General features: G+C 42.6%; 17 protein-coding genes and 1 pseudogene. 5 read left to right on the forward strand and 13 right to left on the reverse strand.

The window, feature by feature from the left end; genetic code table 11:
• The first annotated feature begins 57 nt into the window (after window positions 1-57).
• From ACE1CD_RS35255 to ACE1CD_RS35265, 3 genes are all read left to right on the forward strand, one after another.
• A complete protein-coding gene (locus ACE1CD_RS35255; RefSeq protein WP_374827752.1) occupies window positions 58-252 on the forward strand; it encodes a hypothetical protein in 195 nt (64 codons plus the stop codon).
• 279 nt (window positions 253-531) lie between these two features.
• Complete coding sequence (locus ACE1CD_RS35260; RefSeq protein ID WP_374827753.1) at window positions 532-1,020, forward strand: DUF29 domain-containing protein; 489 nt, start codon at window positions 532-534, stop codon at window positions 1,018-1,020.
• Between the two features lie 168 nt (window positions 1,021-1,188).
• Entirely contained in the window at window positions 1,189-1,776 is a 588-nt protein-coding gene (locus ACE1CD_RS35265; protein WP_374827754.1) for a Uma2 family endonuclease, read from the forward strand.
• A gap of 36 nt (window positions 1,777-1,812) precedes the next feature.
• Here the strand turns inward: ACE1CD_RS35265 and ACE1CD_RS35270 are convergent, their stop codons facing one another.
• Window positions 1,813-2,718, reverse strand: coding sequence for a hypothetical protein (locus ACE1CD_RS35270; RefSeq protein ID WP_374827755.1), 906 nt, complete (start codon window positions 2,716-2,718; stop codon window positions 1,813-1,815).
• A 276-nt stretch (window positions 2,719-2,994) separates the two neighbouring features.
• On the opposite strand from ACE1CD_RS35270, the gene ACE1CD_RS35275 reads away from it, so the two are divergent.
• Window positions 2,995-3,198, forward strand: coding sequence for a hypothetical protein (locus ACE1CD_RS35275; protein WP_374794376.1), 204 nt, complete (start codon window positions 2,995-2,997; stop codon window positions 3,196-3,198).
• 290 nt (window positions 3,199-3,488) lie between these two features.
• Here ACE1CD_RS35275 and ACE1CD_RS35280 read toward each other — a convergent pair whose 3' ends face one another.
• The 12 genes and pseudogenes from ACE1CD_RS35280 to ACE1CD_RS35335 all read right to left on the reverse strand — a co-directional run bounded on the left by ACE1CD_RS35280 (window position 3,489) and on the right by ACE1CD_RS35335 (window position 21,870).
• Window positions 3,489-5,996, reverse strand: coding sequence for a GH116 family glycosyl hydrolase (locus tag ACE1CD_RS35280; protein WP_374827756.1), 2,508 nt, complete (start codon window positions 5,994-5,996; stop codon window positions 3,489-3,491).
• A gap of 440 nt (window positions 5,997-6,436) precedes the next feature.
• Window positions 6,437-6,691, reverse strand: coding sequence for a hypothetical protein (locus ACE1CD_RS35285; protein ID WP_374827757.1), 255 nt, complete (start codon window positions 6,689-6,691; stop codon window positions 6,437-6,439).
• A 231-nt stretch (window positions 6,692-6,922) separates the two neighbouring features.
• On the reverse strand, window positions 6,923-7,162 hold the full coding sequence (locus ACE1CD_RS35290; RefSeq protein WP_374827759.1) for a CopG family antitoxin: 240 nt from the start codon (window positions 7,160-7,162) through the stop codon (window positions 6,923-6,925).
• Window positions 7,137-7,379 (reverse strand): BrnT family toxin, encoded by a 243-nt coding sequence (locus tag ACE1CD_RS35295; RefSeq protein ID WP_374827766.1) that lies wholly within the window; start codon window positions 7,377-7,379, stop codon window positions 7,137-7,139. The genes ACE1CD_RS35290 and ACE1CD_RS35295 overlap by 26 nt, the downstream gene beginning before the upstream one ends.
• 180 nt (window positions 7,380-7,559) lie before the next feature.
• Window positions 7,560-7,916 (reverse strand): hypothetical protein, encoded by a 357-nt coding sequence (locus ACE1CD_RS35300; protein WP_374827768.1) that lies wholly within the window; start codon window positions 7,914-7,916, stop codon window positions 7,560-7,562.
• A 30-nt stretch (window positions 7,917-7,946) separates the two neighbouring features.
• Window positions 7,947-8,369 (reverse strand): annotated as a pseudogene (locus ACE1CD_RS35305) (HEAT repeat domain-containing protein); the annotation flags it as partial.
• 21 nt (window positions 8,370-8,390) lie between these two features.
• Entirely contained in the window at window positions 8,391-10,997 is a 2,607-nt protein-coding gene (locus ACE1CD_RS35310; RefSeq protein ID WP_374827760.1) for an NACHT domain-containing protein, read from the reverse strand.
• A gap of 66 nt (window positions 10,998-11,063) precedes the next feature.
• Window positions 11,064-11,495, reverse strand: a complete 432-nt coding sequence (locus ACE1CD_RS35315; protein ID WP_374827761.1) for a hypothetical protein — start codon at window positions 11,493-11,495, stop codon at window positions 11,064-11,066.
• A 457-nt stretch (window positions 11,496-11,952) separates the two neighbouring features.
• Window positions 11,953-14,241, reverse strand: coding sequence for a GumC family protein (locus ACE1CD_RS35320; RefSeq protein ID WP_374827762.1), 2,289 nt, complete (start codon window positions 14,239-14,241; stop codon window positions 11,953-11,955).
• Window positions 14,242-14,340: 99 nt separating this feature from the next.
• On the reverse strand, window positions 14,341-17,166 hold the full coding sequence (locus ACE1CD_RS35325; protein WP_374827764.1) for an SLBB domain-containing protein: 2,826 nt from the start codon (window positions 17,164-17,166) through the stop codon (window positions 14,341-14,343).
• A 402-nt stretch (window positions 17,167-17,568) separates the two neighbouring features.
• Entirely contained in the window at window positions 17,569-18,792 is a 1,224-nt protein-coding gene (locus ACE1CD_RS35330) for a pentapeptide repeat-containing protein (protein ID WP_374794391.1), read from the reverse strand.
• 315 nt (window positions 18,793-19,107) lie between these two features.
• Entirely contained in the window at window positions 19,108-21,870 is a 2,763-nt protein-coding gene (locus tag ACE1CD_RS35335; RefSeq protein WP_374794392.1) for an adenylate/guanylate cyclase domain-containing protein, read from the reverse strand.
• Window positions 21,871-22,407: 537 nt separating this feature from the next.
• Here ACE1CD_RS35335 and ACE1CD_RS35340 point away from each other — a divergent pair.
• On the forward strand, window positions 22,408-23,241 hold an 834-nt coding region (locus tag ACE1CD_RS35340; RefSeq protein WP_374794393.1), incomplete at its 3' end, for an RNA-guided endonuclease InsQ/TnpB family protein.

Here is a 23,241-nt window from a genome sequence, read left to right on the forward strand (position 1 = left end):
TTCCTTATCAAATAAAAATATATAATTAAAAACAGAGTCAAATCGAAAGAGGCAATTATGAAATCAGAGTATGACTTTTCCAAAGCAGAACAAGGCAAATTTTACCATCCTGATGCTAAACTTCATTATCCCATTGATAAGGAACCAGATCCTTCGCCTACAAAACATTATCCACTGCGGGGAATGCCAATTACAATTGCTTCCGATTTTGATGAACCGATGCCTGAAATTTGGGATGCTTTGGCAGAATGATTTTACTCCATATCCTTACCTTTACTCAGACCTTGCACCTGCCGTTTTAGCTCGCCTGCGATTCAAATCGCAGGCTAATAGCTAAAGTCCACTTAAGTGGACTAAATCCTAATCTTTCAGTCCATTTTAATGGACTTTCGCTATTAGCCTCAGACTTGAGTCTGAGGCGGGCTTGGGCTGAAGCCAATTATAACATCAACCCGTTTTTTTGATCCTATATAGCGATAGATTATCGAATCTGTTAAACTTATGTAAAGAAGAGAAAGGGAGTCAAACAAAATGACCACTATCCAATCAACAACAACTGCCATAACATCCCTTTACGAACAAGACTTTTATCTCTGGTTACAGACAAATATCAATTTATTAAAAGAGGGAAAATTTAACGAAATAGATCTAGAAAACTTACTAGAGGAACTGGAAAGTATGGGTAGAAGCGATAAAAATGCTTTAAAAAGTAATCTAAGGGTACTTCTCATGCACTTACTCAAGTATAAATATCAGCCGGAAAAACGCACAAATAGCTGGCGATACACCATTCGAGAACATCGTATACGCCTCGGAGATACTTTCAAAACCAGTCCGAGTTTATATCGGTTTTTTGAAGATATTTTTAATGAATCTTATCAAGATGCTAGGGAACTAGCCGCCGCTGAAACAGGTTTATCTATTAAGGTATTCCCTCCAGAGTCTCCCTTTGCTGTGGAAGAAGTTCTTAATGCTGATTTTTTACCTTCTGAGAGCGATGGTTCTGAAAATATTGAATAATTGAATGAGAGATTGTTGTGTGCGATCGTAAAGGTATGTAGTTAAGCTCTAGCCCTCTTATGCTAGGTCTAATAAGAGGGCTAAAGCCCAACTACGTACAAAGAATAAGGGTAAACCCGGTTTTTAGTCCTAAATGATATAATCATATAAAACTCTGTTTTCAAAACAATGATTGCCGATCGAAGTCACGATTACATTTCTCCTCAAGATTATCTAGCAAGAGAAGAACTCAGCCCCATCAAGCACGAATATATTGATGGACAAATTTACGCAATGGCTGGGGCTAGCGATCCCCATGTTACCATTGCCGGAAACTTATTTGCGCTGTTAAGAAATCATGTGCGAGGGACTGGCTGCCGTGTCTATATGTCGGACATGAAAGCCTATATTGAAACAGCGAATATCTTTTACTATCCTGATGTGATGGTAACTTGCGATGCACGCGATCGAGCTTTTCCCAATCGTAAAAAATATCCTTGTTTAATTGTAGAAGTTTTATCCAAATCTACAGAAGCATTCGATAGAGGTGATAAGTTTTTCGATTATCGGCAATTAGAAAGCCTCCAAGAATATGTTTTAATTAATCAAAAGCGCCAGCGTGTAGAATGCTTCCGCCGCAATGCTGAAGGATTTTGGACATTGCAGACCTATAATCAAGGTAGCGAAATTCATTTAGTAAGCATCGATTTTCGGACTAGCCTTGATAGCTTATATGAAGATGTGATTTTTGGAGATAATGAAACTGACGAAAATTAGTTTCTTTAAAAAACAGATTTTCTAAGCTTCATTTTATCATTCCACCACTTCAAAACTTTGATAAAAAACCTGCCAATTACTTTGCTTTTCTAATTCTTCAAATAACTCCTTAATTCGTTCGACATTCCATTCTGGTAAAGCTTCTTCTCGTTTGGGAGTCAACCAAGATAAATGCAATGAATTCTCCAAAACAATTGCTAAAAATTCTTCCTTTCCCGTTTCTTTAAAAATAAACTTTTGGCCGGTTTTACCAGCCCAAGAATATTTTTGAGGTAGCAAAAATGGCGGTTTATCCATGATAGCATCGATCGCATAACCGAAGGATGGACAGTACAAAACTGTACCCTGTTTACTGCGATTAAACAACAACAATTGATAGTTAGGGTATTCGAGATCGATCGCCATCCAAAGTTTCTTATTTACGGGAATATTTGGCGGCATTTCCGGTGGTGGGAGTTCCAAATATGCGCCTCTATTTAGCCCTATTTTGTTCGCTTCATCTTCTGTGAAAAACTGTAGCCAATTGGCAGAATATTTAGCTTTTGCTTGTAAAATTTCCCAGCTATTAGCATCAAGCCATCGCAGATATTTGTGATTCCATAACCAATAATAAGCCTCTCGCCAAGTTCCTTTTTGGCCTTTTTGTCCATTAATTAAGATATCGAGATTAACACCATCTTTTTCCATTTCTTCTTTATATAAATTCACCATCGCCAGCACAACATTTTGCGAAGTTGTACCAATCGATGTTGCATAATCTCCCTTACCAAGGCGAGAATCTTTTGGCATCAACTCTTGGGCAATTTGTTGATGTTGAACTGTTAGTGGGCAATTTTTATCGTAACGCAGGGGAAAAAATACTTCTTCTCTCAAATTAAATCCCGATTGCGTTTTCAGTTCCCCTGCAATTTCGTTAAGAAATTTTACTTGTTCGGGTGTCATTATGAATTACCTCTGGCGATGCAAAGAAGGAGAAACCCGGTTTCTGAAACTTTCTTTCAATATATCACGTTCTTCAGGTACGTTGTTGCGCTAAAGCGCCAAATTCCCTCAAGAACTATTTCAACTATTTGGGCTATTTCAACTATTTCAACTAGATAAACTAATTCAGCATCAAAACAACTATATAGAAGCTATTGGCGACTAAATCAACTTTTTTATAGTGAAAGTATCAGCCGGAAAGGTTGTAATTTCCCAAACAAATAGAGAGGTCAAATTATGGATACCATAAAAAACAGAATAATTTTAGATGCTACTGAAAAAATTGAACTCGTGATGGGATTTGACCCTCACTTTCAATCCCATCAACAGCCGATTTGCGCTGTTGAATTGCCCCCAAGCGATTCGGCTGGGTTTCTATTTCTATGGTTTTTGGTTCTATTCATTCAATTTCTGATGTTTTGGCAACAAAAGAGTAAATAAGTTGAGGGGGAAACTTGACTATTAGGTACGTTGTTGCGCTTTAGCGCCAGATTTAGAGCGCCAGTCCAGTAAAAGAGGTTGACAAAATAAATAAGGTGTGTAGCCTATAGAAACCTCGGCAGGGCGAAGCATTCGGATATAAAATCTTCGGTTATGACTAATAAATTATCGCCCGAATGCTTCGCCCCTACAAAATATCAAAACATCCACAACCCATGCTAGCTTACCAGGTTTGTTGGGTTTCACTACCGTTCAACCCAACCTACGAATAGATTAGCTAATCCCTAGCTTTAGGTTGTCAAAACATGGTAGATTCCCCAAATTGCCATCGCTCGTAAGTAATAACTGGCGCGAAAAGTACCCACAGAGGTAATCGCTTCCGGTGTCCGAAATTGCAGACCATTTTCGTATATTTGGCTGACCACAGCTTCTGTAAGTTGGAAGGCTTCATCTTTCATTCCCATTTGCACAAGAAAAGCTGCCAAACCAAAATTAATTCCCGTCCAAACTTCCAAAGGATGAGTAGCATCGGGTTTTTCGGGAGAACCATCGAGTTTGAGACCGTTAGCAGCGCCTAATTTACCGTCCTGGAATTTCAAAAAGCAGGAATTGTAAACGGTTTTGAGCGCTAGGAGAGCGCATTCATTCGGTACAATATCTGGCAATCCCAGCAAACGTGCGTAAAATTGACCGCACAATTGATCTGCCATTACGACATCGGAACCGCTTTCGCTATCGAGTTTGTAATATTGACCGTTCCAAAGTTTTTCCTGATAGATCGATCGCGCTTTCGCCAACCAACCTTTATAAGTATCGATCGCTTCTTGAATCTCTTCTTGTGGAACAGGCGTCCCGCCTGTCATTGTCATCCCCAATCCCCTCTCCCTTAAAATTTGGCCGATCGCGATCGCACCCTCCAACGCCGCCAACCACAACCCCCCACAATAAGCACTAACTCCTCGCAGACGCCAATCATCAAAAGTCTGATCCGGCGCACCAGAATTTTCCGGGATACCATCGCCATCGCGATCGAACTCTTTCAGATAAGCAAGCGTCTGCACTATACTTGACCAACAATCCTGCAAAAACTCGATATCAGTCTTATCCGTAAACACAAAATAGCGATAAACCTGCAAGACAAAATCGCAAGATAAATCCTTCCACAAATTGCAATCTTGATAGCTGGTATAGTTAGTTTTCTCCCAAGGATGTTCGTTCGGCGCACCCAAATCGTGCGGCGTTGCATCGACAGCTTTGCGGATAGCCGATGCGTTGTTGTAACCGATAATTCTAGGAGTATCATCGCTGGTAGAAATAGCTCTCGCATATGCTTCTAACACCGCTTTATCTAATTTCGGCCAAAGCATTATGACGGGAAACGAACCGTAAAGACGCACATCTAAACTTTCATACCAACGATAATCTATGCACTCTAGTACCCCAAACTGACCGATCGGATCGTTCTCGGAAGCTGCTGTCCACAGGGTACCACCGCTTGTTAAGTCGTAAAGTTCGTTGAATAAAGCCATCTTAAACCAAGTAGGCAAATCCTGGCGATCGAGAATTGGTTGTTGCCAAACTTCTATTCTTTCTCGCCAAACTTCGTAATGTTTTAATGCTGTACGAACCATCGACCAAGCATTCTTCCCATTGCGACCGAAGAAATCTGTATAGCGTCGGTAATATTCAATTCCAGCCGCAAATTCGGTAATCGGCAAATCCCAAGCTAATATAAACGGAATTTTGCGAGTTTTACCCGGTCTAATCGTAAAACGAACTGCGATCGCAGCTGCTATTTGTTCCCCCTCAGCACAGGGTTTTTCATTTTCGCGATCGGGTAAAGAACCATCCGCCGCAAAACTTTGCCAGACATCCGCACCATCGCCAACTGGATTCCAGCGAGAGTGATAAAATACTTCTATTGCTGGGTTAGCCAAAGTTGCGATCGCCCACTGTCCTTCTCCCTCTTTCACATCATAAATATCGGGACGACCGCGATCCAGCACGCAACCTCGTCGAAATTCATTTTCAACCCATTGATTGAAATTTCCCGTGCTATCGCCTATGCGCGGTTGGTATTCGTAAACCGGACTACCATCATCGCGAACAGTGACCTGGGGTTTTTTAATCGCATTAGTAAACCAACCCACCATATTTTGCCAAGTCAGCATTATACTGATAGTAATTGGCTTATCTGTAGGGTTGTGGGCAGTCCATTCAAAAATTGCGATCGGATAAGAACTTTCCTGATAATTTCCCGCCCAAATTGGTGAAAATTGTTCGCAAATTAAATTAGCCTGAAATACATTCTCGTAAACAAACCAACTGCGCGGATATAGAGCATAATAATTTCCTGTATTTGTCTGTTGTTGTGGCGCAGGCGTCTCGCCTGTGTCAGTTGTCTGTTGTTGTGGCAAATTGTCGCTGACTGCTGACTGCTGACTGCTAATACCAGAAGTTGGATACCATTTCCAAGCAGACAAAGTACCATCAGTAGGAGATTCCGTACACAAAGCATAAGCTTGCTTGCTTTTTTCTGTCTCTTCAAATACGCTGAATTGGCAAGCAGGGAAGTTCTGAAATATATGTTCTCCCCCATCAATTTGCCAGAGGTTAAAATCTCCCCGCGACGAACGACCGATACAACCCGCGCCAAAACCGCCCAACGGCGAACCGTGCCAAGGGCCATCATCTAGATTGCTGGCTAAGCGAACTTTGTAGGGGTTGTCCCAACCTAAACCGATCGCACGCTTCCAGGCAATGTTGGGAATTTGTGGGGAAAAGGGCTGATTTGTCATCGAGTTTTGCTTAGGTGATACTCCTTGTAAGGATACACCGAATCTCTAAATCTCTATCTTTCTATAAGAGTTTTCATATCGAACTAAAATAACTCGATCGACTTACCCAATTATCAACCCACAGTCCATATTTATTCATCGCCCTCGAACTCAGCTAAGATACTGCGAATCTCGTTATAACTGATATCTTCTCGCTCTGATTTAGAGTAAATTGTTAATAGAAGTACGCTCGTCGCTGATTCCACTTGATAGATAAGTCGATAACCTGCGCTTTTCCCTTTTTGGATGTCGCTATTTTTGACTCTCACCTTGAAAATGACATATTCCTCACCTATTCCGGGGATGCGATCGCCTATAAAATTACCACCTTGTAGTTGTTCGATAATTCCCGCAAATTCCGTTTCTACTCAGGTGTTAAATCAATTTGTACAAAAGGCGTATCATTCGACATCTATTCCCTCCCACATTTCAGAAAGGGGTATGCGCTGACCTGTTTTTGCTTCTTGCAATGCTCTCCTGAGACTGGCTTTTACTTCTGCAATGGGGGTATCATCAGGATCGATTTCAGCTTCTTCTGTTACTTCCGGAAAAAGTACGATAACTCGCACGCGACTGAGAGCGAAGTTTTCGATAGGTCGATCGAGGGATAATTGACCTTTTTCGTCGATGGTTCCTGTTACTTCAACGGCTTTCATGTGTTTTTACTGAAGTCGGTTGACGTTAATTATATCATATTTGATGATGGTTTAATAAAGTTTAGATTTGAGAGCGATCGCGCCGTGAAATAAAAACCGGATTTCTGTTAAAATATCTGCTTTTCAGCAACAGTTTTTCATCAGGTGTAAAAGTGCTTCTAGGGGTTCATCGGTAATCCAGAGAATCTGTAAACCCACTTTAGCATCGGCTCGCCTATATTTTCCTTTAGGCTAATTGACAGATAATTTCCGCCCAGAAGCCACACAATCTTGCAAATAAAGATTAATTAGCTCCTGATAAGATATCCCTTTTTCTTGAGCCATCATTTCAAAATATTCTATCACATCAATTCCCAGAGAAATCGTGACTTGTTGTTTCAACTGTTTGGCAAAAGGATTAGGTCTTCTCTTCATTTTTGAAAGATCGTATTCTGATTCCATTGGTTTATCTGCTATATTCTTTACTTTCATTTTTAGTAGCTTTTCTGGCTGATATGATTCGGATCGCAGAATCTGCTTCTCTAAAACAATGAACTACAAGTAATATTCTCATTTTAGAGCTTAGACCCAGAAGTAGAAAACGTTCTTCATCTTGAGAGTGTTCTTCATCCCAAAATTGCACTGCATAATCATCAAAGAAAACGGATTCAGCTTCTTCAAAAGAAATCCCATGCTTTTGTTGATTAATTTTGTTTTTTCTTCATCCCACTGAAAGGTGATTTTATTCATTAAAGTTGTTGACAGTGGGGATGTCTGTATAGGGGAGTGTGAGGGAGTAAATTAGGGTGCAAAGTTCTTGGTAAATAGCGCTGGTGTCTGTTTCATCTGCTAGGGATTGAATTTTGATAAGCACGGGGTAAGTTTGATATTAAAATATTGGGCGGTTTAAGTATTGCCATAGCTTTTGCCAAAGGTTACTTTGGGGTGTTGGTGTAGAAGTTTGTATTGGTGTTTCTTGGTGATGCCATGCCGTATAAAATTCTGGGTATGTGAGGTTTTGGGCGCATTTCCAGAGTAGTTTGTAGAATTCTTCGTCAAGGTTAAATGTATTTTTATTGTTAAATTTATGTTTTAACTTGGGTTTAAGACTGGAAATTACCTGCAAATGTTGCTGTTTATTTACTATGATTTTACCCAAAATATTGGCAACTTTCCTATGGGTATCATCATCATAAGTTTCATTAAACAGTCGGATGAAACGATTGATTGCCCCCTCATTTCCCACTGCTATTTTACCCAAAATATAGGCAACTTTCCACCGATTATATTCATCATGAGTTTCATCAAGCAGTCGGACTAAACGATTGATTGCCCCCTCATTTCCCACTGCTATTTTACCCAAACTCTCGGCAACTTTCCACCGTTTATATTCATCATGAGTTTCATCAAGCAGTCGGATGAAACGATTGATTGCCCCCTCATTTCCCACTGCTATTTTAACCAAAATATCGGCAACTTTCCACCGTTTATATTCATAATAAGTTTCATCAAGCAGTCGGACTAAACGATTGATTGCCCCCTCATTTCCCACTGCTATTTTACCCAAACTATCGACAACTTCCCTCCGGGTAGATTCATCATAAGTTTCATCAAGCAGTCGGACTAAACGATTGATTGCCCCCTCATTTCCCACTGCTATTTTACCCAAACTCTCGGCAACACTCATCCTGGTAGATTCATCATAAGTTTCATCAAGCCGTCAGATTAAACAATTGATTGCCTGCTCATTTCCCACTACTCTTTTACCCAAACTATTCAAAACTATCATACGGGTATAATGACTAGAAGTTTCATAAAGCAACTGGATTAAACGAGCAATCACACTTTGATTTCCTGCTGCTATTTTACCCAAATTTAAAGCGACAATCCAACAAGTATCTTCAGATGAAGTTTCATCAAGCAATAGGATTAAACGATTGATTGATGGCTCATTTCCCACCGCAATTTTACCCAAAATATTGGCAACACTCCTACGGGCAGATTCATTAGAATTTTCATCAAGCAGTCGGATTAAACGATTGATTGCCTGCTGATTTCCCACTGCGATATTACCCAAATTATTGGCAACCCTCCTATGAGTAGACTCATTAGAAGTTTCATCAAGCAGTCGGATTAAACGATTGATTGCCTGCTGATTTCCCACTGCGATATTACCCAAATTATTGGCAACCCTCCTACGGGTAGATTCATTATAAGTTTCATCAAGCAGCCGGATTAAATGATTGATTTCCTGTTCATTTCCCACTGCTATTTTATCCAACTTATTGGCAACTTCCCTCCGGGTAGATTCATCAGAATCTTCATTAAGCAGTCGGATTAAATGATTTATTTTATGCTCATTTCCCACCGCGATTTTATTAAAAATTTCCTCCGCTTTCTCTCTAACAGAGGTATTGTCTTCAGTCTTCAACAGATTCAATAATGCTGCAATAGCATTTTGATCGCCAAAACCAACTAACCCTAAACACTCAGCGATGGGTTCTTTATCCCATGAACTTTTCGTCTTAGTTAGTAGTTCAGTTAATTTCTTACTTGCAGACTTTTTAATCGTCTCTGACAAGGCTACTTTTGCATCTTCATTTATCCAACCTAATTTCTCAACGCTCAATTTTACAAGTTGATTAACAATTTCATCAGCCAAACAACTATCTTTAAATTCAGGAACTATTGCCCCCGCGAGAAAATAGGCACGATACTCATAGAAACCTTTATCCACTTTCCAATAATCCCACTCACCACAACCATCATCAAAATTGATCAACTTTTCAATAAACGCCTCTTTCTTCTCCTTCTCCACATCCCCCCGCCCAAACCAGAGCAAAATCACCTCTTTCCACTGCTTCTCAAAAATCCGATAAGTTCCCAAACTCGGATTATCCGGTACATGATGCAAAAAATAACCCCAATCATCCACCGCCAACGCTGCAAAATACTCCTGAAACGTCGGATGATAAAACGCATAAACCCGCTCACCGGGATTTTCCACCGCCACCCCTACCAAATTCAGCCAACCCAACTGCAACGCCAACTGACACAACGGCTCATCAGTTTCTCCCAAAATCTCCGTTATCAAACCTTCCCTTAACCGAAACCGAGACTCAGATTGCTCCATCCCCCGCAATGCCAACCTTCCCAACCCTGCATTCAAATCCCTTCGCTGCTGGGAAGTCGTGGGAAATTTCTCCTGCTTCCACTCATACAGCGCCTTGGCAAACTGCCCATAAAGCCCCGCTTTGGTTTCCGGTAAACTTCCCTGACGAATTTGCCAAGCGCGACACAACAGCACCAACCGCAGGGGATTTCGCACCGTATCCCGAATCCGCTCTTTTCCATCTTTGGCTAATTCTGCCAGCAACCGCTCCCCTAACTCTGGGTGACGCGCAAACCAGCCATGAATAAATTGCCTCACCCCCTCCGGGTAGTCAAAATCGAGATTGCGATAAACATCAAACCCTTCTAGTGCATTTTTCCCCGCATCCCAGACATTCTGGCGACAAGTCACCACCACTCGCGCTGAAGCAACCCAACTACTAATCTGATTAGCTACCGTCGCCAAGGGATTGCTACCCGCCGCCATTTCATCCACCCCATCCAGCAACAGCCACACGCGCCCACTCTTAAACAGCGATTCCAGCGCATCTTCCATTTCCTGCGTTACCCGCACCGTCTTCAGAGCATCATCCTTAAGCCACTTTTGCAGCAGGTAATCCTCAACACTTCGCCCTTGCAAATCTGCCAAAGACACCCAAATTGCTACATCCCCCTCTGTCTCTGCTGCTACCCATTGGGCTATTTTCTGTAATAGGGTGGTTTTCCCCGCCCCTGGTTCCCCCGTCACCGCTAACTTGCGCCCTTGACTTTTCGGACTTTGCCCCTGTTTCAGCACTTGGGCGAAAAACTCATCATTTTTATAAGTGCGGGTGACAACTTCATATTCTTTCTTCTGTTCTTCCTTTTCTTTTTCTTCCTTTTCTTTCTCTTGTTCTATCCTTTCTGGCTGATAAAATTGCGAACCTTCTTCTGGGGAAACCTCACCAGGGGGTTTTTCTTTCTTTACCTTTTCCACCAATCCCAAAGGCACATAAATATCATCAAAAGTAAACTCTACCCCGTCACCAGTGGTGAGGGGATTAGTGGTGAGTTTTTGTCTTTCTGCTAATGCTTTTTGACAGATTTCGCGCCAGTCAATATCAATAGGTTTTGGTGTATTTTTCGGTGTGACACCTATTGTTACACTGCCATCAACCCTTTGTATTTGAATACTTGTCTCAATATTTTTGGCGTTAACCCCGTAATTATCATTCATAGCATTAGCAGTTAACCGGTAGCAATTAACATCAATCCACTGCCGTCAATATTCGGGTTATTCTATCTAAATATGTACATCTCCTTGAACCGTTTTAATTTGAACATTTTTATCAATTTTTTCAGCAATGACACCGTAATTATCCTGCATTTGATTAACAATAGATTTTTGATAATTCCATTGTTTCGCCTCTTGAATATAGGGCATCAGTTTAGGTTCCTGTTGCCCTAATGCTGCTAACTCTTGAATTTGTGCCCTTAATTCTGGTCGTTTTTCGGCTGCGGCTTGAATCGCTGAAATGATTTCACTATAATTTAGGGACTTAGGGGGTGTATGTTCGATCGCCGTTACTGTAGTGGGACTTTCTTGCTTAAGATTTGTTAAGAATTGTTTTGTTTTATCCCATAATGTTTCACCAACTTTTTCGCCTGTTTTCTCTAAGGCTTTCGTGCCGACGACTGTTCCTAACGCTAATGCAGCTGTCAATAAAGGTTCCATAATCTCAAATAATAGATAAAAAAACAATTCCTAATTATAACATATAAAGAACATCGCCAAGACATTGGCTAAGCTGTGACGCCAGATAGTTTTAATAATTGCAAGAATGTGAAACTCTTGTGGGGTGGGCATCGCCGCCGCCCCATTTATACAACTTAAGATGCGTCGCAGCTTAACAGAATGCGATTTTCCCGATCGGGATTTAAGTGATTTCGCAATAGGAATGAAATGGGAAAAAACCTTATCTTTGCGCCCAGCATTGCGCTTAATTCTCCGTCATCTCAGCAACCGCAAAAAAGCGATCGGATGTATTGTGTAGGGACGAAGCATAAGGGCGACAATCGATCGCGATCGCGATCGTCAACAACCTTTCTCCCCTCATGCTTCGCCCTCCCGAAGTCGCCATTTATTATCACATAATGTTTCTTTTGTCAATAGCTATTAATGAACTGGCGCTCTAGGCCCGATTCCTCAATCGATCGCGATTTGGTTGAGTCGTGTAGTAACGGTTATAAGAATCATGCCAGCGAATCGTATGCTTTTTCACACCATTGGCAACCATACCTAAAACCGTTGTACCAGAAAGTCTCAAACCTTCTATTACCTGCATCAAAGGATAGCGATCGGTCTTACCCAATCCTACAACCAACACCACACCATCTGTAGTCGTAGCCAAGATATTAGCGTCTGCGAAACCTTGCAGAGGGGGAGTATCGTAAATAACCAAATTGAAGGATGTTTGAAGCTGCCCCATGATATTCTGCATCTTTTCAGAGGATAGCAATCTCGTAGGATCGGGTGGCACCTGACCGGAAGTCATCACAAATAAATTTTCCTCCACAGGTGATTGCTGAATCACATCATTAATAGTTAAATCCTCTGCGGAAATGAGATTGCTTAACCCCCTCATATTAGTTAAACCCAATCTTTGATGAACTTGAGGACGACGCAAATCAGCATCCACCAACAACACCCGCTGACCCATAGCTGCTGCTGCTTGAGCTAAGTTCAAAGCTACTACCGTTTTACCTTCTGCCGGTGTAGACGAACTAATCACTAAAGAACGCACAGGCAAATCGGTACTTAGCAGGCGGACATTGGTATAGAGAGAGCGAAATGCTTCCACAAATGGAGAAGCATTGTAACGCCGCAAATTATTATCCTCAACGATCGCATCTTGATTTTCTCCTCGAAGTAAACCTGCTGCTTGAGCGACAGGAACAAGTTTTTTGACTGATTTGTTGTAGGGAACAATGCCCAAAATCGGCATTCCAGTTCTGTCTTTTAGCTCGTCAACAGAGTGAAACACACTATCGAGCATTTCTGCTAACCAAGCTGCGCCAGCACCTAATAGTAATCCAGCCACTACCCCCAGCATTATATTGCGATGTTTGCTGGGAGAAATGGGAATTGCCGATTCTGTTTTGCTGATCAGTTGCCAAGGAGTAGCCTTTTGAGCAGCTTCAATTTCTAGTGATTCGCGAGTTGAGAGAAATCTCAGTAAACTTTCGGTAGAAACCTGTAAGTCGCGCTTTAAATCTGTATACTCACGCGCCCGGATGGGCATTTCTTTGAATTCCTGTATCAATGATGCTTCTGCTCGATCTAAAGCTTTATTGCGAACCTCTAAAACTTTAATTTGGTTGGTTGCTTCAACAAATTGCTGAGTCAGAGATAAGCGGATTGAATTTTGGTATGTAAGCCTTTCTCTATTTACAGTTGCGGTGGAAATATTATTTCCCAAGACCTTTTGTGCTTCTTGATTAATTAAGGGAAGCAATTTTTGTCTTTGCTCTTTTAGCGCCTGTATAGTGGGATTTTCATCTGTAAATCTGACTGATTCTACAGCGAGTTTAGTTTCTACATCCTGAAGTTCGTTTAGTAATTTTTGATAGCGAGATGCTTCGCTGAGGGCCGATGCTAAAATTGCTTCATCTGGCTTTAGTCCTAGCTGACCCTGCAAGATGGTGTAGAGAGATTGCATCTCATCCAGCTTAGTTTTAGTGGTGACTTTTTCTTGACTCAGATTGTTGAGGCGACCGGAAAGTTCTTGAGCTTTCGTTTCCGGATCGATAAAGTTATACTGTTGGCGAAACCTTTGCAATTTTGCTTGCAGCGTGTCAACTCGCAAGCGCAAATTTGGCAGTTGTTCTTGGACAAATTGAATGCCTTCGCGAACATCGCTTTGTCGCTGTACGCGACTGTAAGCCAAATATCCTTCCGCGACTTGCTGCAAGATATCTTTTACTTTGTTGGCGTCCATATCTTGGTAACGCACCTCGATAATCTTGGTTTGTCCCAAGCGGGTAATTATTAAACTACCGATGAGAGAATCGTAATTTATTTCTGGATACTTTGCTTTAATTTGCTCAACAATAGGATTCAAAACGCTGGGACTGCGTAAAACCTCAGTTTGAGTATCGTAATCCAAACTAGAATAGACGATCGCACCGAAAGTTTGCGCCACTTTTGTTTCAGCTGTGATCGGTTCCACTAAAACTCGAAAGCTACCTTGATACAGAGGCGGACTGTTCCAAGTTCGCATCCCAACGGTAGAAGCAACTGCGATCGCGACACTAGCAACCACAAGCGCTCGGCGACGCAAAACTCCCAACATCTGGCGGACATCCAATTTGCTGCCCTCATCCTCATATCCTTGTTCTGCAAAGATTGGCGGAGGCAATTGCTGAAACTGTCTGCCATTATTGTTCGGCATTATTGGCTGAGAATATGGTTTAATCTTCATTTTGTCCCCTATTTATTGGTTAGCGGTTAGCGGTCAACTATCAGCTGTCATTAGAAAAATAATTTAAAAATCTGACAGCTGACATCTGACAAATAACTATTAAAAGCTCCCAAATATTCTGAAGAAGTTGAATAGATTGAAGAAATTGCCTACCGGACTTAAGACTGTTCCCAAAGTATCGGAAATGCTAGCCAAGGAAGAGCGACGCACCACAACCACATCGTTATCCCGGAGAATGGGATTGCTTTCCTCGCTAATTCCTTTGGCAAAATCTAGCCGTATACCTCGACGAGAAACTGTACCGTTAGGATTGAGGCGAAGCAAATCCACATAACTCCGGCGAGCGCGAACGTTAAATCCTCCCGCTGTCAGGATAGCTTGGTTCAAGGGTGTATTGGGTGGCACCTGTAAAACTCCCGGTCTGGCAACCTCTCCGACCACATTGACTCTAATGGTAGCCGGAGCAATACTGGAAATAGCTGTTTGAGCAACTTCTGCTGGGTTGATATCCGTGGCAGCGGGTATAAAAATTGTATCTCCCTGCTGCAATACCACATCTTGAGTGCGATCGCCCCCCTGCAACAGCTGCCAGAAATTCACCGCCAGAATTTGTTGATACCCCGCTCGCGTGTTGCGACGCACCTCGATCCGCCGAATATCCGCAGTTTGAGTGATTCCCCCTGCCAGTTGAATTGCCTGGGACACGGTAGGCAAACCGGCGAACGAAGGTAAAGAACCGGGTGCGCCTGCTGCCGGTCTCACCGTCTGAAGCGTATAAGTACCCGGACGTTGCACTTCTCCCACAACAGCCACATTTAAAGGTTGAGAAGGATCGGCAGCAATGCTGGAAGATGCGATATCGAGAGATTGTGCCGGATTGATTTCTGTAGAAGTGGGAATAAAAATAGTATCTCCCTCTTGCAAGTACAAGTCCTGACGGCGATCGCCTCCCTGCAATAATTGATTGAGATCCACACTAGCGAATTGTTCTGTGCCGCTTTGGGTGATGCGGCGGATCTGGATGCGGCTGATATCGGCAGATTGAGTAGTTCCCCCAGCCACTTGAAGTGCCCGCGACAAGGTAGGTAGGGCACCCGTTTGAGTTGCCTGGACAGTGTAAGGCCCAGGACGAGTCACTTCACCCGCTACCACAATATTAATCGGTTGAGGTTGAGCGGGAGCCAAACTAGCTCTTGCGATTTGCGCGGTTTCTGTGAGGTTAATGCTGGATGTGGGGGGAATATAAATGGCATCTCCCTGCTGCAAGATCAAATCCTGAGTGCGATCGCCCGCCGCCAACACCTGCTCTAGATTCACGGTAATGCTTTGTGTTCTGCCGTTGCGTGTAGTTCGGCGGATTTGAACGCGCCTGAGATCGGCAGATTGGCTAATTCCCCCAGCTACTTGTATTGCCCGCGATAGAGTAGCTTGAGCCCCGCTTTGATCTGGCGGAATTACTAACGGACCCGGACGAATCACTTCACCAGCCACCACAATATTCAAAGTTTGCGCTTGTGTAGGAGCAAAGCTTGTATTCGCGATTTGAGATGCTTGTTGTAAGTTTATGGTAGCTGCGGTAGGAATAACAATTGTATCTCCCTGTTGCAAGATTAAGTCCTGAGAGCGATCTCCAGCCTGCAACAGCTGCTCCAGATTCACCGCAATTGTTTGGATTGCACCTCGTTGCGTCACTCGCCGTACCTCTACTCGACGCAGATCCGCAGATTGCGTAATTCCACCCGCCACTTGAATTGCCCGCGATATCCTGGGTTGTGTGCCGCTTTGATCTGGCGGCACTACCTGCGGGCCGGGACGAGTCACTTCACCCGCGACGACGATATTCAAAGTTTGGGTTTGAGTGGGAGCGATGCTAGTGTTTGCGATCAGAGATGCTTGTTGGGGGTTGACGTTTGCTGCTGTGGGAACCACAACTGTATCGCCTTGTTGCAAAGGCAAGTCCTGAGAGCGATCGCCCACCCGCAACAGCTGCTCCAGATTCACCGCAATTGTTTGGATTGCCCCGCCGCGTGTAGTTCGGCGTACCTGGACTTGGCGAAGATTCGCAGTTTGGGTTACTCCCCCCGCCACTTGAATTGCTCGCGACACGCTCGGTCTTGCCCCGCTTTGATCTGGCTGGACTACCTGTGGGCCGGGACGAGTTACTTCCCCCACCACCACCACATTCAGGGGTTGATTTTGCGCGGGAGCGAAGCTGGCATCTGCTTTTATGGGTGCTTCGGCCAAATTTGTGCTAGTTGCAGTGGGAATAAAGATCGTGTCCCCATCCCGCAAAGTGATATCTTGGCGCAAGTCTCCCGCTCTCAGCAGCGCGAAGAGATCGACGTTAATCGTTTGCGTTCCACCTCGCGTCACCCGGCGCACCTGCGCTCCCCGCAAGTTCGCTGACTGCGTAATTCCTCCCGCGAGGGTAAGCGCCTGGGTTATGGTTGGTTGTTGAACTCCACCACCTGCGGCGGTGAGAGAAATAACGTAAGCTCCGGGACGATTGACTTCCCCGGATACCGCCACGTTCAACGGTCGCGGTGCCACCAAACTGACGGTAACTATCGGGCGTCTGAGGAAACGGGCGTATCGATTGGAAATCACAGCCCCAGCTTGTTCGAGTGTCAGTCCTTCTACGGATACGCTACCAATCAGAGCCAGGTTTACCGTGCCGTTCACCAGCACCTGGTATTCGCGAGTATATTCAGGGACATTAAATACATCGATCTGAATGCGATCGCCAGATCCTAAAGTGTAAGCTCTTTCTGCTGAAATTCCTCCACCCCGACTTGCTGGCGCATTACCCCGGCGTACCTGAGCCAAACTAGGAAGCGGGTAGGCCAGAGGGAATAAGGCTAACAGCATTAGACCCACAACAGATTGGCGTATCTTGCTGGTATGTTGACAACCTGCACCGCTCATAGACCTTTTCCAAATTCTGCAATCATCGCCACACAAAAACGGGTTTACCACAAGTTTTCGCTACTGAGAATACTTTTTGTCGCTCATCTGCGGGTATTTGGTTGTATGCGATCGAGCTAAGTATATTTTTGACATCATGCGCGGCTCTATTTCATACTTTTGACATTTGTTTTTTTAGCTATGCAAACGAGAGGATTGCATAGCTAGGGGATTTGGGTAGCACTACTCTGAAATTGCAAATTTTCAATTTGATATTTGAGATTGAACTTCAACAAGCAAGCTGCTATTTAAAATTGACCGCTCACCAGTCCCGTTGGTTTCTCTTGTCCATGCTGCCACAGATGTGTCCGTTCTTGTAGATGACTCGCTCTGAAAATCTGGGCTTTTGCTCATTTCCGAAAACTACTCAAAAATTGCCCCTCGCTGCTTTAGGTCTAACTTCATTTGCTCCGAGATACCTGCATTTTTTCCAAATCGCGCTTGCTTTACGTTGGCACTGCCGAGATTGGCACTGCTTAGATTTGCCTCCACCAGATTCGCACCGCTGAGGTTGGCACCGCTGAGGTTGGCTAATGCTAAACTGGCAAGGTGCAAGTCGGCATGGCTCAAATTTATATTACCCAGATCCGCACCGCTGAGGTCTGCACCGCTGAGGTTAGCACTGCTTAGATTAGCGTCAGTTAATTCTGCATCGCTCAAATCTGCACCTCGAAGATTAGCGCGGCAGAGATTAGCACTACTTAAATCAACTCCGTTTAAGTTAGTTCCGCGCAGGTTACCCCCTGCAAAGTCAATTGCCGGATCGAGACCTGCAATTTTCGCTAGTTCTAGGAAATCCTTTGTTGGCGCTGCAATAATGCGATCGATCTCTTCTTGTAGATGCGCTTGTATTTGCGGAACAGTTGTTTTATCACCCTTTTCCACAATCAGACAATCGTAGCATAACTGCGCCCAACTCAGACAAGGCTTCAACTTCGATTCCCACAAAAACAAAGCTAATTTCCGCTCTAAGACAGCGTGCTGATTTGGGCTGATGTCGTGTCGCCATAAGCCTTCTGCATCAATCAGATAGACATCGTGCTTTGATACTTCAAAGGTAGCTTCTATTCGGCAGAATTTTTCGATCGCATTTACGGTTAAGAGTTTTGCGCTTTTGACCCCTCCCTTTAGAATCGACTCACCTGCCTTGACTTCAAAAATCCAGGCAGGGTTTACCTGCGAATTATTGCTTCTAAAAGCTATTTGGGATACATTCAAGTTATCCTGGAGGCTAGATCCTATTTCTACTGGATTAGTATCTGCACTGCTTTTATTTTCGCTACTTTTGTACTTTTTTCTGTCTTCTGTAACAGCAAGCTCAAGTGAGTCTTTGCGGTCGCGGGATGCCAAAGGTATTTCGCCACCCTCCAGCTTTAGCCTCAGTTCGCCACCCTTGAGACCCAACTTGACGCGACCCCCAAGCACGGGTTCCCAATGCTCGTCAAAGTTTATCGTTAAGTACAGGTCAAGCGCAGAAGTGTCACTTGCACCTGACTCGACAGGAATTGCTTCTAATTGCATCCACAAGCAGTCTGGATATTTGTTTTGAGACGTTTGGATAAGTCTGGTAGACAGGGATTCTTGCATTGCCAACCTAGAATAGGTATTTCAAGGGTTGCTTATTTTACAACGCTACCACGACCGTGCATTCCAGAACCTGTCTGCACTGAAAATTTTCTTTAAATTTAGCTAGTAGCGGATTATTTCCGCTTTGGCATTAGGAAATAATGAGAGTGATAAGGCGACAATATATTAATTATCGCCATCTTTACATTAACTGCAAAAATCACCTTTCTTCTCTCGGCCTACGTGCAAATTAAACACATTAAATATTCCCAGCCAAATAAACATAACAATAAGTACTTAGATGCTTAAATATTATTTTAATAGTCAAGTCCATTTCTAAGCCGACTTTCTTCCCTTTAGGAAATAAGTAGTCATTTCTCCCTTACCTTTTACTTGGATTTTACCGCGATTTTCAAACAAATATTTATCTCTCAATCTTTCGTAAGTTGCTGATGTAACTTGTATACGTCCTGGTTGTCCGTGCGATTCCATACGACTGGCAATGTTAACCGCATCGCCCCATAGATCGTAAATGAATCTTTTCTTCCCAATCACTCCAGCTACGACAATTCCCGTGTTAATGCCGATCCGAATTTGCAGTTGGTACCCCCTGTCAATCTGCAATTGCTGCATGATATCTAGCATGGATAATGCCAACTCTGCGATTGCCTCAGCGTGGTCAATTTTAGGTATCGGTAATCCTCCCGCTACCATATAGGCATCGCCAATCGTTTTAATTTTTTCTAAACCGAGTTCTTCGATAATTTGGTCAAAGGAAGAGAAGATTTCGTTCAATAAGTTAACCAATTCGATCGGCTGAAGTTTTGTGGAAAGAGATGTAAAGCCAACCAAATCGGCAAATAGAATTGTCACCTCATTAAAGCTCTCGGCAATGGCGCTTTGATCTTCTTTCAGTCTATTGGCAATTGGTTCTGGTAAAATATTGAGCAATAATTCTTCAGATTTTTCTTTTTCCAAGCGCAATGCTGATTCAGCTTGTTTGCGATCGCTAATATCGCGGGCTACCCACATCACCGAATCTTCAGATACGGGTGCAATCGTAGCGAGAAACCAATATTCAGATTCGCCAACAGGTAGGTTATACTCGAAATTAATTGTTTGTTTTGTATGCAGTGCTTGCTGAATTTGCTCCAAAAAAACTTCGGCATTATCACCAATTAAAAATTGTTCAACAGTGGGGCTGATAATATCAACATCTGACGGGTATAAACGTCCCGGATTTGTCGGCGCAACTTTCAGATCTTTAGCTTTAGCATCTACTACGAGAATTATATCTGTCATCGCTCCTAAAAGAGCATTTAATTCTGCATAAGATTGCTGTAGTTTATCTTCTAAAATTTTGCGATCGCTAATATCCCGCGCCACCCAAATCACTCGCTCTTCCGATAGAGGTGAGATATTGGCAGAAAACCACATCAGTCGATCGCTGAGGCATAAGCTATACTCAAAATTCGCAGTTTCTTGCGTATTTAAAACACGCCGAATATTCCTAATAAACGTATCAGCATCTGCTTTTGGTAGGATATCGTGTAAACTTTTACACACTTGTTTCGGGCTAATTTGGTTCGGAATATTTGGATTTGTTGAGACTACTTTGAGACAATTCCCCTGGCGATCGATGACAAAAATCATATCAGTCATAGCAGCGAATAAGGTTCGCAGTTCAGCTTCAGTAGCAGCAATAGTAGCCGTTCGTTCTTGCACTCTCAGTTCTAATTCTTCATTTAACTTTTGCAGCGCTAATTCCGCTTGTCTGCGCTCGGTGATATCCGTACCAATAGCAAGTATACCGATAAAATTTCCTGCTAAATCAAACAGCGGTTTATTAGCCCAAGCTACCCAAACTCGTTCGCCATTGCGCCGGATATTTTCATTTTCGTTGTGAGTATATTGCTCCGGGTGTTGCAAGATACTGCTCATCATAGCTGCTAAATCTTTCCCTGTTGTATCTGTTTGGGGAATAATCGTACCAACCAGATTTTTACCCAAGATTTCTTCCTCAGTAAAACCAAAGAATTTCTGAGCAAACTCGTTGAAAAATGTCAAATTACCGTCACAGTCAATTTTGAGAATAATACTGTTAGCATTTTCTACAAGTTCTCGATATTTTATTTCGCTCTGACGCAACAAATTTTCAGATGCAGCACGTTCTGATACTGTAGCAGCTAATAATAGTGACGTAATAGTAATTACTCCCATAAAAGCTTGCAAAAATATGATTGCCTGACTGATATTGTCAGTCTTAGCAATAAAAGGGCCTCCTCCCTGAGATGCTCCCCATATAGCAATGCTGGATACGACGAAGGAAGATAAAACAGCACCGCGCTGACCAAATTTAATCGCCGCCCAAATGATGAATGGAAAAGGTAAATATTCCAGGGGATAACGGGAAATTTGCGCCTCTGTTCTGCCTGCAAATACCATCCAACTAACTGTTACTAATAAAATCAGCCAAATAAATAATGACAGTCGATTTTGAATTATTCTTTTAGATTTTTTTTCACAATGGCTTGTACCTTTATCGGTCAACATAATCAATAGCAATGGCGTGAATATTAAGATTCCCATTGCATCCCCTAAAAACCAATTCCACCGTACTTCCCAATATTTATTCCACTCAACTAGACCAATTAAAACCATACGGAGTGGCCCTAAAGTAGAATTTATTTGGGTAGCAATAGTAGCTCCGAACAAAACAAGATATATAACATCTATCAAACGAGCCAGTGATGTACGAAACCCCAGATGACGTAGCAAATATACTGCCACTACAGCTTGTAAACTCGTACCAAAAGATGCTTGTAATGCCAGTATTAATGATGGCTTTATGCCTAAAAAATCGAAAAAAAACGCTCCCAAAGCTACTCCCGGCCAATAACGCACTCCTAGCAATAACAAAGCAGCTTGTGCAATTCCTGCGGGAGGCCATACTGAGGAACCTAAGAGTGCTACCCCTGGAATTAAGACTGCCAGTTTCCCCCCCAAAAAGTAAGCGATCGCAACTAAAGTAACTTTAACTAAGTACTGTAAAAATCTAGATTGAGGAAGCCGAAAGCTGATATTTTTGTTCGGGTTCATATTTTATACCCTAGACTTCGCAACTCATTTACGAAAAAAGTATCTATGTATACTGAAAATTCTCCCTTGTGTTCAATTGCACTTGTACATACGAATGCGCGATCGCTTTTTTCCAGTCTGTTGATTAATGATATTTTGCAAAGATATTATCTTATCACAAAATGCCGAGTTAGTTACAAATATAGGTCAAAGCCTTACAGTGTAAGGCTTTGACCTATATTTGTTAAAAAACTGGTCGCTTATTCTTAAGAATATCTGTCAACTATGAAAATATGCTATTAGCTGGATTTTCGCAAAGCCACCTCAAATTTCAGCAACAAAGGGTTGAATATTTAACAAAATCGGCGTAAGTCCCCACCTATACGAATTTTAGGTGGGGACTTACGCCGGACGACGACGATGCCACCCCACTCCTTAATTAACCATCAGGTTGATTAAGGAGTGGGGTGATTGAGGAGTTGTCAATTATTTTATTTGATTACTTTACTGAAAAGTGTATCTTGTAGTAAGATACATAAATCAAGGAGGTGATATTGAGTGTTACACAAAGCTATCCAAGTTCGTTTGTATCCAACCAAAGCACAACAAACACTATTAGCACAAACATTTGGGTGTGCAAGATGGTGGTGGAACTTGGCTCTAAATAAGTCAATTGAAACTTATAAAGAAACGGGAAAGGGACTTGGGCAAGTAGCACTCAATGCACTTCTACCAAAACTCAAAAAAGCCGAAGATACCTGTTGGTTAGCTGATTGTTATAGCCAAGTTTTGCAAGCTACAACTCTCCATCTAACTACAGCGTATAAAAACTTTTTTGAGAAACGGGCTGGATTTCCTAAATTCAAATCTAAGCATGGTAAACAGTCAATTCAGTACCCTCAAAACGTCAAAATAGTCGATGGTAATTTGAAATTGCCAGGAAATCTTGGGATAGTCAAAGCTAAAATACATAGAACAATTGAAGGGAAAATCAAGACTGTCACTGTTAGCCAAACTCCATCAGGTAAATATTTGGCATCTATCTTGACTGAAATAGAAGGTGAACAACCTACTGTCACAGAAGGGAAAATTTACGGTGTTGATTTAGGTTTGAGACATTTCGCCGTTGTAACTGACGGCGAAAAGGTTTCTAAATATGACAACCCCAGACACATTGCCAAACATGAAAAAAACCTGAAACGCAAGCAAAAGAAATTAGCACGTAAACAAAAAGGGAGTAATTCTCGAAATAAATATCGTAAAGTTGTTGCCAAAGTGTCCGAACGGGTTAGTAACTCACGGCAAGATTTTCTGCATAAACTTAGTTACAAGTTGGTCAGCGATAGCCAAGCTGTCATAGTAGAAAATCTTCATGTCAAGGGCATGGTTCGC

This window comes from Aerosakkonema sp. BLCC-F183, from assembly GCF_041929145.1.
In the GTDB taxonomy this organism is placed as follows: Bacteria; Cyanobacteriota; Cyanobacteriia; order Cyanobacteriales; family Aerosakkonemataceae; genus Aerosakkonema.

Coding starts and splice junctions, on each gene's coding strand:
- ACE1CD_RS35255 (WP_374827752.1), top strand. CDS start 58: ATGAAATCAGAGTATGACTTTTCCAAAGCAGAACAAGGCAAATTTTAC.
- ACE1CD_RS35260 (WP_374827753.1), top strand. CDS start 532: ATGACCACTATCCAATCAACAACAACTGCCATAACATCCCTTTACGAA.
- ACE1CD_RS35265 (WP_374827754.1), top strand. CDS start 1,189: ATGATTGCCGATCGAAGTCACGATTACATTTCTCCTCAAGATTATCTA.
- ACE1CD_RS35270 (WP_374827755.1), bottom strand. CDS start 2,718: ATGACACCCGAACAAGTAAAATTTCTTAACGAAATTGCAGGGGAACTG.
- ACE1CD_RS35275 (WP_374794376.1), top strand. CDS start 2,995: ATGGATACCATAAAAAACAGAATAATTTTAGATGCTACTGAAAAAATT.
- ACE1CD_RS35280 (WP_374827756.1), bottom strand. CDS start 5,996: ATGACAAATCAGCCCTTTTCCCCACAAATTCCCAACATTGCCTGGAAG.
- ACE1CD_RS35285 (WP_374827757.1), bottom strand. CDS start 6,691: ATGAAAGCCGTTGAAGTAACAGGAACCATCGACGAAAAAGGTCAATTA.
- ACE1CD_RS35290 (WP_374827759.1), bottom strand. CDS start 7,162: ATGAAAGTAAAGAATATAGCAGATAAACCAATGGAATCAGAATACGAT.
- ACE1CD_RS35310 (WP_374827760.1), bottom strand. CDS start 10,997: ATGAATGATAATTACGGGGTTAACGCCAAAAATATTGAGACAAGTATT.
- ACE1CD_RS35315 (WP_374827761.1), bottom strand. CDS start 11,495: ATGGAACCTTTATTGACAGCTGCATTAGCGTTAGGAACAGTCGTCGGC.
- ACE1CD_RS35320 (WP_374827762.1), bottom strand. CDS start 14,241: ATGAAGATTAAACCATATTCTCAGCCAATAATGCCGAACAATAATGGC.
- ACE1CD_RS35325 (WP_374827764.1), bottom strand. CDS start 17,166: ATGAGCGGTGCAGGTTGTCAACATACCAGCAAGATACGCCAATCTGTT.
- ACE1CD_RS35330 (WP_374794391.1), bottom strand. CDS start 18,792: ATGCAAGAATCCCTGTCTACCAGACTTATCCAAACGTCTCAAAACAAA.
- ACE1CD_RS35335 (WP_374794392.1), bottom strand. CDS start 21,870: ATGAACCCGAACAAAAATATCAGCTTTCGGCTTCCTCAATCTAGATTT.